Here is a 12325-nt window from a genome sequence, read left to right as displayed (position 1 = left end):
TGTTTCCTCCCTTGGTGTGCTGTGGCGCCGGCCGGGGCTACAGCCCCAGCAGCGCCTTGGCCGTGCCGCCGGCCAGGGCGGCCCGCGTCGCGGCGTCGAAGCTCTCGACCGAGCAGATATGGCCGATGGGATCGCTCTCGGCCATGTCGAAGGGAAAATCGGTGCCCATCATCACCCGGTCGGCCCCATAGAGCCGCACCAGGTATTCGAGCTGGTGCGGGGTGAAGACGATGGTGTCGAACCAGACGCGGCGCAGGTAGTGGGTCGGCGGGTTGGGCAGCGTCCCACGGGTGTCGGACCGGGCGCCCCAGGCATGGTCGATCCGCCCGGCATAGGCCGGCAGGAAGCCGCCGCCATGCACGGCGAGGATCTTCAACGCGGGATAGCGTTCCAGCACGCCGTCGAAGATCAGGTAGTGCAGCGCGACGGTGGTATCGAGCGGATTGCCGAGGACGTTGTTGAGGTAGAAGCGGGTGAAACGCTGCCCCTCGCTGAAGCCGTTCGGATGGATTATCACCAGCGCGCCCAGCCGCTCCGCCGCCGCCCAGAAGGGCTCGAAGGCGGGGTCGGAAAGCTCGCGGTCGCCGACCGTCGTCAGCAGCTGCACGCCCTTGAAGCCGAGCGGGCCCATGCAGCGCTCCAGCTCCCGCACCGCCTCGCCGGCATCCTGCATGGGCACGCTGCCGAGGCCGAGGAAGCGGTCCGGGCGCACCGCGCAGAAGGCGGCGATGCCGTCATTCACCATCCGCGTCGCCGGCACCGCGATCTCGAGCGGCAGGGTGTAGTAGCATTGCGGCGGTGGCGGCGCGCAGACCTGGATGTCGATCCCCATGGCGTCGAGCTCCGCCAGGCGCGGCCCGTGCTGGGTGAAGACCATGCGCCGGTCGGCATTCTGCTTCGCGTTCAGCGCCGATGTCTCCGGCGTGGCGAAGCGGGCGAGCGGGATGGTGGCGGGGTCGAGATGCGGCGCGGCGAAGGCGCCGGCTTCGGGCACCAGCACATGGGCATGGATGTCGATGGTGAGGCTCGCCGGCCGCACCTCCCGCCCCGGCCGGCCATGGACGCGGGCGGCGGTGGCGCCGTAGTGGTTGCTGGGCTCGGGCATGCCTGTCTCCCTTCGGGTGGGAGAGGCTAGACCGGCGGCGGAAGCCCGGCCATCCGCTCCAGCACCGCATGGACCGCGGCGGTATCCGCCCCGGCGAGGCCCTGGGCCATGGCCGCGGCATAATAGGGCTGGCTTGCCTGGAACAGCGGCACGGGGCAGCCGAGTGCGGCCGCGAATTCGCCGATCACCGCCATGTCCTTCTGCCACATGGAGACGCGCATGGTCGGCGGTTCGTAGACGCCTTCAGCCATCATCGGCGCCCGCAGCTCGAAGACCCGGGAATTGCCGGCGCCGCCCTGAACCAGACCTACCACCTGATGCGGGTCGAGCCCCGCCTTGCGCGCCAGCACCATCGCCTCGGCCGAGGCGAGGTTGTGGATCGCGACCAGCAGGTTGGCGACGTATTTCATCCGCGTGCCATTGCCATAGGCGCCGAGGTCATGCGCCGCCTTGGCGAAGCCGGCGAAGAAGGGACCGAGCCCGGCGATCGCCGCACTGTCGCCGCTGGCATAGACGATGAGGTCGCGCTCCACCGCCTGCGCCCCGGTGCCGGAGAGCGGGCAGTCCAGCGCGACATGCCCGGCGCCGCGCAGCACTGCCTCGGCGGCGAGCTTGTCGGCGAGGGCGAAGGTGCTGGTCTCGACCAGGGTGCGGGGCGGCAGGCCGGCGCCGGCCAGGGCGGCGGCGGTCGCGTGCAGCGCCTCCGGCTTCGGCAGGCTGGTGAGCAGCACCGGTGCCTCCCGCGCCAGGGCCACCGCATCGGCGCCGATCTCGATGCCATCCGCGGCCAGCGCCGCGCAGCGCCCGGGATCGGTATCGAAGCCCAGCACGCGCCAGCCGGCCGCCCGCAAGTTGCGCGCCATGGCGCCGCCCATGATGCCGAGGCCGATCACGCCGACGACCTGTTCCATGGCCTCTCCTCCCCCTTCGACCTTGCCGCCAGTCTCGCCCGGCCTTGGCGGGGCGCGCAACGCGGGCCACCTTGGGCAGAGTGGGAGGGCCGGGATGCCGATAGACCAGGCGCTGGAATGGATCAGCCAGCACAGGACGGGGATGGTCATCCTCATTGTCGTGATGGTGGTGACGATGGCGGCGCGGAACCGCAAATAGGGTTCGCTTGCCTTTGGCCGAGGCCGTATCGGACACTCGGGGCGCGTCCATAAGAAAGGCAGCCCCGATGCGCCCCACCCTCCTCCATGCCGGATTTGCCGGCGCCTTCCTGGCCGGCCTGCTCGCTGCGCGGCTGGTGCCGCAGGCCGAGGCCCAGTCCGGCCCGCCGCCGATGACGCCGCGGATCGTCAATGTCATGACCATGACGGATGAGGAGATCGGGCCGCTGGTGCCGAACACGGATCTCCGCAGCCGCCTGCTGGTGGCGACGCCCGAGGGCACCATCGCGGTGCAGAGCGGCAATGTCTTTCGCCACTACCATGCGGATGCGAACGAGATTCAGCTCATCCTCGATGGTGCCGGCTCCTTCTGGCTCGGCGACCGGGAGGTGCAGATCAAGGCGGGCGACCTGATCGTCATCCCCAAGGGCACCATCCATGCCGGCAGCCGCGCCACCACTGGGCGGTTCCGCGCCATCGCCATCAAGCTGCCGCCGCAGCGGCCGGACGATACCCATGCGGCACCGTGACCCAGCCGCCTGACGGGATTCCTTGACGGGGCGGCGCGCCGCTCCGCAAGCTTCGCGCCGAGGGCCGCGGCAGACCGGCCCCCTGGGATAGGGAAACGCCATGCGGGCCACGCGCCGCCTGGTCCTCGGGCTTGCCGCCGCGCCCTTCGCGGCGCGGGCCCAGAGCGACCGCTACCCCGACCGGCCGATCCGCCTCGTCGTGCCCTTCGCGCCCGGCGGGCCGACCGATGTGATGGCGCGGGTGATCTCCAGCGGCCTCACCGCCGCGCTCGGCCAGCCGGTGGTGGTGGAGAACCGGGGCGGCGGCGGCGGCAATATCGGCGCCGCCCATGTCGCCCGCAGCGCGCCGGATGGCTATTCTCTGCTGGTCTGCTCCACCGGCTTCGTCGTGAACCCGAGCCTGTTCCGCAACCCGGGCTACGACCCCGTCCGCGACTTCGCCCCGGTCACCGAGCTCGGCGCCTCGCCCAATGTCATCCTGGCCGGGGCGCGGTCCGGCATCGGCTCCATCGCCGAGCTGATCGCCCGCGCCAAGACGACGGCGGGCGGGCTGGACATGGCCAATCCCGGCACCGGCTCCACCCCGCATCTGACGGCGGAGCTGCTGCGGCTGCGCGCGGGGATCGAATTCGTGCAGATCACGCATGCCAGCGCGGCGCTGGCGGTGCAGGCGGTGCTTGGCGGGGTGACGCCGGTCGGGGTCGCGGCGCTGCCGGCGGCCCAGCCGCATATCCTCTCCGGCGCGCTCAAGGCGCTGGCGATCACCAGCGCCGAGCGCTGGCCGGACCTGCCGGATGTGCCGACCATGCAGGAGCTGGGCTTCGGGGGCTTCGTCTCGGAGACCTTCCAGGCGCTGCTGGCCCCGGCTGGCACGCCAGCTCCGGTCATCCTCCGCCTGGCGCGGGAAAGCCTGGCGGCGCTCGGCGATGCGGGGACCGCCGCGAAGCTGCGCGCGGCCGGCTTCGGGATCCAGGCGCGGGGGCCGGAGGCGCTGGCGACGCGCATCGCGCGGGAGGTGCCGATGTGGCGCGACCTGATTCGCCAGGCCGGGATCCCGCAGGAATAGCGTCGCGCTTGACGCGGGCGCCGAGGACGGCTTCGCTTCGGTTGGAGAAGAGTGCTGCACGATGGCACCACCCGGCGCGTCACGCCGGGACCCAGGGAGAGAAACAGCGCATGACCACCTTCGCGACCACGCGTCGCGGCCTGTTGCAGGCCGGTGCCGCCCTCACCATCCCCGCCACCGTCGCCCGCGCCCAGGGGCCGGCCCGCGGCGGCGATCCGCTCCGCGTCGGGGTGATGACCGACCTCTCAGGCCCCTTCGCCGGCGCCGGCAGCCAGCCACTGTTCTGGGGCGCCGAGGTGGCGATCGAGCTGTTCAACGAGCGCGGCGGCGTGGATGGCCGCCCCGTCCAGGCCGTCACCGCCGACAGCCAGAGCAAGGCCGATGTCGCCATCAACGAGATGGAGCGGCTGCTCGGGCAGGAGAAGCTGGAGGTGGTGACGGGGATCTACTCCTCTGCCCATGCCGTGCCGCTCTCGGGCCGGTTCGAGCAGGCGAAGAAGATGATGTGGATCACCTCGGCCATCGCAACCGCGGTGCTGAAGGAAAAGAATTTCCGCTACGTCTTCCGCCCCACCGTGCATTCCGACCAGTATGGTGAGGGCTCGATCTCCGCGATCGCCGAGAACACCCAGGCCAAGCTCGGCCTGGCGCCGGACAAGGTGAAGCTCGGCGTCATCTATGAGGACGGCCCCTACGGCACCGGCGTCGCCGCGGCGATCGAGGCGAATGCCAAGCAGCGCAACATGCCGATCGTCCTTAAGGAAGCCTATTCGGCGACCGCGCCCGACCTCTCGACCCTCGTCACCAAGCTGCGGCGCGAGCGGCCGGATATCGTCCTCCAGGTCGGCTACAACCCGGATATCACGCTCTTCCTGCGCCAGGCGAAGTCGGGCGGGCTGCGCTTCAAGATGCTGATCGGCCATGGCGCCGGCTGGTCGCAGATCGACCGCCTGACCGAGACCTTCGGCCAGGATGTGAACTTCATGTGCAACGTCGACCCAGCGGCGACGCAGATGCTCGACTGGAGCAAGCTGCAGCCCGGCGTCGGCGACCTGGCCAAGACCTTCATGGATCGCTTCCAGGCCAAGCATAAGCTGAGCGACCCGCCGACCCATGCCTCCATGGGTTTCAACAACACCTGGATCTTCCTCGAACATGTCCTCAAGCCCGCGGTCCGCAAGAGCGGCGGGATGACCGCGGAGGCGCTGCGGGAGGCTGCGCTCGCGGTCGATGTGCCGACCGGCGGCACCATCCAGGGCTATGGCGTGAAATTCGTGCCCCCTGGCAACCCCATGTCCGGGCAGAATGAGCGCAGCATCGCGGTCGTCATGCAGTTCGAGAACGGCAAGTCCAAGGTGGTCTGGCCCGGCTCGCTCGGCCAGCCGATCGTCATGCCGCTGCCGGCCAGCAACGCCTACGCCGCACGATGAGCGAGGCACCGCTGCTGGAGGTTGCGGGGCTGACCAAGCGTTTCGGCGGCTTCACGGCCGTCGACAACGTCTCCTTCGCCGTCGCCAAGGGTGAGATCCTGGGCCTGCTCGGACCCAATGGCTCGGGCAAGAGCACGACCTTCAACTGCATCGCCGGCATGCTGCGGCCGAGCGCCGGTTCGGTGACGCTGGCCGGCGAGGAGATCGGCGGGCTGACGGCGGATGAGACCTGCCGGCGGGGCATCGGGCGGACCTTCCAGATCCCCCGCCCCTTCCGCGGCCTCTCGCTGCTGGAGAATGCCGTGCTCGCCGCGCATTACGGCGCCGGCGGGCATATCACGCGGGAGGAAGCGGAGGCGCGGGCGCGCGACGCGCTGCGGCTGGCGCAGCTGCCGGACGACCCGGAGGCCACCACCCATGGCCTCGGCGCCGCCGGGCTGAAGAAGCTGGAACTGGCCCGGGCGCTCGCCACCCAGCCGCGGCTGCTGCTGGCGGATGAAAGCCTGGGCGGCCTCGATACCGCCGAGATGCACCAGGCGGCCGCCATGCTGAAGCGCATCCGCGACGAGCGAGGCATCACCATCGTCTGGGTTGAGCACATCATGGGCGTGCTGCTGTCGGTCGTCGATCGCGTCGTGGTGCTGGACCATGGCGCCGTCATCTTCCAGGGCACGCCCGAGGCGGCTCAGGCCGATGAGCGCGTCGCCGAGGTCTATCTCGGGCCGCCGGAGAGCCGCGCGGCATGAACGGGACGCTCGAACTCAACGGCATCCATGCCGGCTATGGCGACTTCCAGGCGCTCTTCGGCATCGGCCTCCGCGTCGAGCCGGGCGAGGCGGTGGGCGTCGTCGGGCCCAATGGCGCGGGGAAGACCACCTTGCTCCGGGTCATCTCCGGCCTGATCCGTCCCACCTCCGGTAACCTCCACTTCGGCGGGCAGGATCTGGCGACGACGCCGGCGCATCTGCTGCCCTCGCTCGGCATCGCCCATGTGCCGGAGAACCGCCGCCTCTTCCCGCACCTCACGGTCGAGGAGAATTTGAAGGTCGGCGCCTACTCGCCCTCGGCCCGGGCGCATTTCGCCGAGAGGCGGGACCGGGTCTACGACCTCTTCCCCAAGATGAAGCAGCGCCGGCACCAGCTGGCCGGCACCATGTCGGGCGGCGAGCAGCAGATGTGCGCCATCGGCCGCGCCCTGATGTGCGCCCCGCGCATCCTGCTGCTGGATGAGCCCTCGGCCGGCCTCGCCCCGATCGTCGTGCAGCAGGTCTTCGACCTGGTCCGCCGCATCCGCGAGGAGGGGCTGACGGTGCTGATCGTCGAGCAGAATGTGGCGCAGGTGCTGCGCGTCGTGGACCGCGCCTATGTGCTGGAAACCGGCCGCGTTGCCGCCGAGGGGCGCTCGGCGGAGCTCGTCGCCGACCCGGCCATCCGCCGCAGCTATCTCGGGGGGCATTGAGCCATGGATCCCTTCCTGCTGGAGGCGCTGGTCAACGGCATCCTCCTCGGCGGCGTCTTCGCCCTGCCGGCGCTCGGGCTGAACCTTGTCTTCGGCGTCGTGGACGTGGTCTGGCTCTGCTACGCCGAGCTGGTGATGGTCGGCATGTATGCCGTCTGGTTCCTCTATACCCAGCTCGGCTGGCCGCTCTGGCTGGCCTTCGCGGCCTGCCTGCCGGTGGTCTCGCTGCTTGGCATCCTGCTGCACCAGCTCGTGGTCCGGCCGCTGCTCTCGGCGCCGCCGATCAACCAGGTGCTGGCGACGGGCGGGGTGCTGTTCCTGCTCCAGGGCGCGATGACGCTGATCTTCCGCACCGATTTCCGCAGCCTCGGCGTCGACATGCCGCCGATGGAGGTGGGGGAAATCTTCGTCAGCGGCACCAAGCTGGCGGCCTTCTGCGCAGCGCTGGTCGGCGCCGGCATCCTCTGGGCCTTCCTGAAATACACCTATGTCGGCACCGCCATCCGCGCCATCGCCCGCGACCGGGAGGTGATGCCGCTGATGGGCGTCAATCCCCTGCGGATCTACCTGATCGCCTCGGCGGTCGGCGGCGCGCTGGCCGGCCTCGCCGCCTGCTTGCTGGTGGTGCAGCTCGACGTGCATCCCTTCGTCGGCCTGTCCTTCGGGCCGATCACCTTCATGATCTGCGTCATGGGGGGCCTCGGGAATATGCTGGGCGGGTTCCTCGCGGCCTTCATCATGGGGATCATCGTCTCGGTCGGCGGCTTCTGGGGCTCGACCGAATTCTCCTATGTCGTCGCCTTCGCCTTCTTCATCGTCACCATCTTCGCCAGGCCGCGGGGGCTGTTCGCCCGATGAAATATCTCATTCCCCTGCTGCTGGCGCTGGCCTGCGTCCCGCTGCTCTCGCCGCCGGACTACTTCATCCATCTCGGCGTCACGGTGCTGCTGACCGCCGTCGCCGGCACCGGCTGGGCGATGATGGGGCGCTACGGCCTCGTCTCCTTCGGCCATGGCGCCTTCCTCGGCATCGGCGCCTATACCATGGCGCTGCTCTGGAACATGGCCGGGCTGACGCCCTGGATCGGCATCCCCATCGCGGTGGCGCTGGCGGCGCTGGTCGGCGTCATGCTCGGCTATCCCTGCTTCCGGCTGAAGGTCGTCGGCCACTATTTCGCGCTGGTGACGCTGGCCGCCGGCGAGATCGTCCGCATCCTCATCACCGCGCTCCGCGACTATACCGGCGGCTCGCTCGGCATGACGCCGGACCGCGTCCCGCCGGAGCAGGGCCTGCTGGCGATGCAATTCGACAAGGCGGGCTTCTGGTGGCTGGCCCTGCTCGCCTGGGCGGGCGGGCTGCTGGCCTGGTGGCTGCTCGACCGCTCCATGGCCTCGAAGGCGCTGGCGGCGATTTCCGAGGATGAGGATGCGGCGGCCTCCATCGGCATCCGCGTCACGCGGGAAAAGCTGCGGGTCACGCTGATCTCGACCGCCCTCGCGGCACTCGCCGGCACGCTGATGGCGCAGTACCGGATGTATCTGAACCCGGAGTCGCTCGCCGGCCTCGGCATCTCGCTGCAGATCGTCTTCGGCGCCATTGCGGGCGGGATGTATGCGCCGCTCGGCCCAACCGTCGGCGCCATCATCACCATCGGGCTGGAGGAGGTGCTGCGCATCGCCTTCGGGACGGAGTTCACCGGCGGCGCGCCCTTCATCTACGGCATCCTGCTCGTGCTGTTCATGATCTACCTGCCGCGCGGCATCGTCGGCATCGTGGAGCGCAAGCGGCGGAGTGCCGCAGCCCCGCTCGGCCTGCCGGCGGTCGCCAAGTGATCACGATCGGCCGGCTTCTGTCCGAGGATCGGCCAGCCTGGGAGGTGCTGTTCCGCGCCTATATCCGCTTCTACGAACGGGAGCTGCCGCAGGCGGCCTATGACCGCGCCTGGGCCGAGTTCGGGGCTGATACGCGCATGCATGCGCTGGGGGCGAAGCTCGAGGGCAGGCTGGTCGGCATCACCCATTTCCTGGTGCATGCCAACACCTCCTCGGATGATGTCTGCTACCTGCAGGATCTCTTCACGGCGGAGGAGGTGCGCGGCCGTGGCGTGGCGCGGGCGCTGATCCTGGCGGTGGCGGATTGGGCCCGGGCCCGCGGCTGCCCACGCCTTTACTGGCAGACGCAGGAGGGCAATGCGCGGGCCCGCCGCCTCTATGACCAATTAGCGGTGAACCGGGGCTTCATCCGCTACGACATCATGCTGGATAGGCCCGCTCCGCCAGCAGCCTGAGGCTGCGCGGGGCGAGATTGCCCACCGCCCCGGCGCTGTCGGCCAGGACCGCCCAGGCGAAGCCCGGCCGCGCCGCGGGCAGGGCCAGCGGGACCGGGGACTCCCCGCCATTCAGCGCCACCGCCACGCGGTCCCCCTCGGCATGGAGGAGGACCAGCAGGCTGCGGCCCGCGCCCCAGTCCGGCTCACCGCCCTCGGGGCGGAGCCATTCGACGTCGGGGAGGCCGCCCTCCTCCGCCGGCGCCCCGGTCAGCCAGCGCCCGGCATGCAGCGCCGGATGCGCCAGCCGCGCCCGCACCAGCGCCGCGGTGAAGGCGACCAGCCCCTGATCCATCCCCTCCCAGTCGAACCAGGAGAGCGGGGTGTCCTGCGCATAGGCATTGTTGTTGCCGCCCTGGCTGCGCCCGGCCTCATCGCCCATGGAGAGCATCGGCGTCCCGCGCGCCGTCAGCAGCAGCGCCAGCAGCGCCCGCACATCGCCGGCCCGGCGGGCGAGCACCGCCGCATCCTCGGTCGGCCCCTCAATCCCATGGTTCCAGGAATGGTTGTCCCCGGTGCCGTCCCGGTTCTCCTCGCCATTGGCCCAGTTGCGGCGCTGCGTATAGGCAGTGAGGTCGGCCAGGGTGAAGCCGTCATGTGCGGTGATGAAATTGACGCTGTCCGTGACCGGCCGGTCGGCGCCGAAGATATCCGCCGAGCCGGCGAAGCGGGTGGCGAGATCGCCGAGCAACCCGCCATCGCCGCGCCAGAAGCGCCGCGCCGTGTCGCGGAAGCGGTCGTTCCACTCGCCCCAGCCGGCGGGGAAGCGGCCGAGCTCATAGGTGCCGATATCCCAGGGCTCGGCGATGATGAGGAGGTCGCGCAGGACCGGATCCTGCCGCATGGCCGAAAGCAGCGGCGCCTGCGGATCGAACCCCTCCTCGCGCCGGCCGAGCGTCGCCGCCAGGTCGAGCCGGAAGCCGGCGACGCCTGCCTGCAATGCCCAATGCCGCAGCGCATCCATCACCAGCCGCAGCGGCCAGGGCCGGTCGAGGGCCAGGGTATTGCCGCAGCCCGCGTCATTGGCATAGCCGGCGCCGCGGGTCCGGTAGAAGGCGGCATTGCCGAGGCCGCGCAGCGAGAGGGTCGGCCCCTCCGCATCGCCCTCGCCGCTATGGTTGAAGACCACGTCGAGGATGGTGCCGATCCCCGCCGCCCGCAGAGCCGCGACCGCCGCCCGCACCTCCGCCATCCCGCCCGGCGCCAGGCGCGGACATGGCACGAGGAAGGCGACAGGATTGTAGTTCCAGTAATTGGTCAGGCCGAGCGGCGGCAGGTGCCGCTCATCGATCCCGGCCGCGACTGGCAGCAGCTCGAGATGCGTGACGCCGAGCGCCTGGAGATGCGCGATGGCCGCCGGATGCGCCAGCGCCGCGAAGGTGCCGCGGATCGCTTCGGGGATCCCGGGATGCAGCATGGTGAGGCCGCGGACATGCGCCTCATAGATCACCCGCGGCCCATCGGGCAGCGGCGGCAGCGGCGCGGGCGGCGGCAGGGGCGTGGCGACGATCCCCTTCGGCAGGAAGGGCGCGCTATCCGTCCCGTCCGGGCTCGCGCCGGTATCGAACAGCGCCGGATGCAGGCGGAAGCCGCGGTCGAGCGCGGTGGCCCAGGGATCGACCAGCAGCTTCGCCGGGTTGAACCGATGCCCCTCCCAGGGCGCCCAGGGCCCATGCGCCCGGAAGCCGTACCGCGCCCCTGCCCCGACGCCCGCGATATGGCCATGCCACACCGCTCCCTGGCGCTCGGTCAGCGGGTACCGCGCCACCTCCCGCTCGCCCTCGAAGAGGCAGAATTCCACCGCCGTGGCATCCGGCGCCACCACGCCGACCCGCACGCCATCAGCATCGGCGACGGCCCCCAGCCCCCGTTCAGCCACGCACCAGCTCCCGGAACAGCGCCGCGTAGCGCCCGGCCGAGCGCGCCCAGGAGACATCGGCAGCCAGCGCGTTCCGCCGCATCCGCTCCCACCCCACCGCGTCTCTATGGAGCACGGCAAGGCGCCTGAGCGCCGCGGCCAGCGCCTCCGCGACCGGCGGGGCGAATTCCACCCCCGTCGCCACGCCGGCCGAGAGCGCCGCCTCATTGGCGTCGATCACCGTATCGGCCAGTCCGCCGACCCGCGCCACCACCGGCGGCGCGCCGTAGCGCAGGGCGCAAAGCTGGGCGAGGCCGCAGGGCTCGAAGCGCGAGGGCACCAGCACCGCATCCGCCCCGCCATAGCCGAGCCGCGCCAGCGCCTCATCGAAGCCGATCACCGTGCCGACCTGGCCGGGATGCTCGGCCGCCGCCGCACGGCAGCGCGCCTCCAGCGCCCGGTCGCCGGTGCCGAGGATGGCGAGCTGCCCGTCCTCCGCCAGCAGCGCCGGCAGGGCGTCCAGCACCAGGTCGATCCCCTTCTGCCAGGCCAGCCTGCCGACGAAGAGGCAGAGCGGCCCCACCGCCCCCTCCGCCAGGCCGAAGCGGGTCCGCAACGCCGCCGTGTTCGCCGCCCGCGGCGCCGGATCGCCGGCGGAGAAGGGGGCGGCGAGGTGCCGGTCCGTCGCCGGATTCCATTCCGCGGTGTCGAGCCCGTTGAGGATGCCGCTGACCACGGCCGCACGGCTGCGCAGCAGCCCGTCCAGCCCCATCCCGCCCTCGGCCGTGCGGATCTCCGCCGCATAGGTCGGCGAGACGGTGGTGATCCGGTCGGCATACCAGAGCCCGGCCTTGAGGAATCCGACCTCGCCAAAATACTCCAGCCCCTCGATCGAGAAGGCTTCCGGCGGCAGGCCGAGCCGGGAGAAGAGCTCGGCGGGATACTGGCCCTGGAAGGCCAGGTTGTGGATGGTGAAGACCAGCGGAGTCGCACGGCGCAGGTTCAGCCGCAGATAGGCCCCGACCAGCCCCGCCTGCCAGTCATGGGCATGGACGAGATCGAACCTCTCCGCCGCCATGGCCGCGGCGACGCCGAGGGCGGCGAAGCGGATCGGGTTGTCCGGCCAGTCCCGCCCCTCCGGGCCGAGATAGGGATTGCCCGGCCGGTCGAAGAGATGCGGCGCCTCGAGCGCCAGCAGGTCGAGCCCCGCCGCCCGTCCGCGCAGCAGCCGCGCCGGCCCGCCAAACAGGTCGGGCCAAGCCCGCGCCTCCTCGGCCCCGCCGAGCGCCGCCAGCACCGCCGGATAGCCGGGGATCAGAGTGGTGACGCCGATCCCCTGCCCCGCCAGCGCCGCGGGCAGGGCGCCCACCACATCCGCAAGCCCGCCCGTCTTGACGAGTGGAAAGCATTCCGAGGCAACCGCCAGAAGCTGCAAGCCCATG

At 71.0% G+C, this 12325-nt stretch carries 12 protein-coding genes; 8 read left to right on the top strand and 4 right to left on the bottom strand.

Annotation, left to right across the window (positions count from 1 at the left end; genetic code table 11):
* Window positions 1-37 precede the first annotated feature (37 nt).
* Both JMJ55_RS00355 and JMJ55_RS00350 read right to left on the bottom strand, forming a co-directional pair.
* On the bottom strand, window positions 38-1105 hold the full coding sequence (locus JMJ55_RS00355; RefSeq protein ID WP_202823502.1) for an amidohydrolase family protein: 1068 nt from the start codon (window positions 1103-1105) through the stop codon (window positions 38-40).
* 26 nt (window positions 1106-1131) lie between these two features.
* Window positions 1132-2016: an NAD(P)-dependent oxidoreductase gene (locus tag JMJ55_RS00350; RefSeq protein ID WP_202823501.1), complete on the bottom strand. Its 885-nt coding sequence runs from the start codon at window positions 2014-2016 to the stop codon at window positions 1132-1134.
* Between the two features lie 266 nt (window positions 2017-2282).
* Here JMJ55_RS00350 and JMJ55_RS00345 point away from each other — a divergent pair, with 266 nt between their 5' ends.
* The 8 genes from JMJ55_RS00345 to JMJ55_RS00310 all read left to right on the top strand — a co-directional run bounded on the left by JMJ55_RS00345 (window position 2283) and on the right by JMJ55_RS00310 (window position 8986).
* Window positions 2283-2744, top strand: a complete 462-nt coding sequence (locus tag JMJ55_RS00345; protein ID WP_202823500.1) for a cupin domain-containing protein — start codon at window positions 2283-2285, stop codon at window positions 2742-2744.
* 100 nt (window positions 2745-2844) lie between these two features.
* Complete coding sequence (locus JMJ55_RS00340) at window positions 2845-3810, top strand: tripartite tricarboxylate transporter substrate-binding protein (RefSeq protein ID WP_202823499.1); 966 nt, start codon at window positions 2845-2847, stop codon at window positions 3808-3810.
* Window positions 3811-3920: 110 nt separating this feature from the next.
* On the top strand, window positions 3921-5240 hold the full coding sequence (locus JMJ55_RS00335) for an ABC transporter substrate-binding protein (RefSeq protein ID WP_236033301.1): 1320 nt from the start codon (window positions 3921-3923) through the stop codon (window positions 5238-5240).
* On the top strand, window positions 5237-5986 hold the full coding sequence (locus tag JMJ55_RS00330) for an ABC transporter ATP-binding protein (RefSeq protein ID WP_236033300.1): 750 nt from the start codon (window positions 5237-5239) through the stop codon (window positions 5984-5986). The genes JMJ55_RS00335 and JMJ55_RS00330 overlap by 4 nt, the downstream gene beginning before the upstream one ends.
* A complete protein-coding gene (locus JMJ55_RS00325) occupies window positions 5983-6699 on the top strand; it encodes an ABC transporter ATP-binding protein (protein ID WP_202823498.1) in 717 nt (238 codons plus the stop codon). The genes JMJ55_RS00330 and JMJ55_RS00325 overlap by 4 nt, the downstream gene beginning before the upstream one ends.
* 3 nt (window positions 6700-6702) lie before the next feature.
* On the top strand, window positions 6703-7557 hold the full coding sequence (locus JMJ55_RS00320) for a branched-chain amino acid ABC transporter permease (protein WP_202823497.1): 855 nt from the start codon (window positions 6703-6705) through the stop codon (window positions 7555-7557).
* The gene (locus tag JMJ55_RS00315) at window positions 7554-8531 is read left to right on the top strand and encodes a branched-chain amino acid ABC transporter permease (RefSeq protein ID WP_202823496.1); all 978 of its coding nucleotides are present in this window, start codon (window positions 7554-7556) and stop codon (window positions 8529-8531) included. The genes JMJ55_RS00320 and JMJ55_RS00315 overlap by 4 nt, the downstream gene beginning before the upstream one ends.
* Entirely contained in the window at window positions 8528-8986 is a 459-nt protein-coding gene (locus tag JMJ55_RS00310) for a GNAT family N-acetyltransferase (RefSeq protein ID WP_328702547.1), read from the top strand. The genes JMJ55_RS00315 and JMJ55_RS00310 overlap by 4 nt, the downstream gene beginning before the upstream one ends.
* Here the strand turns inward: JMJ55_RS00310 and glgX are convergent.
* Window positions 8952-10904, bottom strand: coding sequence for a glycogen debranching protein GlgX (gene glgX / locus JMJ55_RS00305; RefSeq protein ID WP_202823495.1), 1953 nt, complete (start codon window positions 10902-10904; stop codon window positions 8952-8954). The genes JMJ55_RS00310 and glgX overlap by 35 nt on opposite strands.
* Window positions 10897-12318, bottom strand: a complete 1422-nt coding sequence (glgA, locus tag JMJ55_RS00300; RefSeq protein WP_202824296.1) for a glycogen synthase GlgA — start codon at window positions 12316-12318, stop codon at window positions 10897-10899. Before glgA ends, glgX begins: the two co-directional genes overlap by 8 nt.
* Window positions 12319-12325 lie beyond the last annotated feature (7 nt).

Origin of the sequence: Belnapia mucosa (assembly GCF_016775475.1) — a bacterium.
Classification (GTDB): Bacteria; Pseudomonadota; Alphaproteobacteria; order Acetobacterales; family Acetobacteraceae; genus Belnapia; species Belnapia mucosa.
The sequence above is the reverse complement of the archived record's forward strand: the minus strand, read 5'-3'. Positions and strand labels throughout refer to the sequence as shown.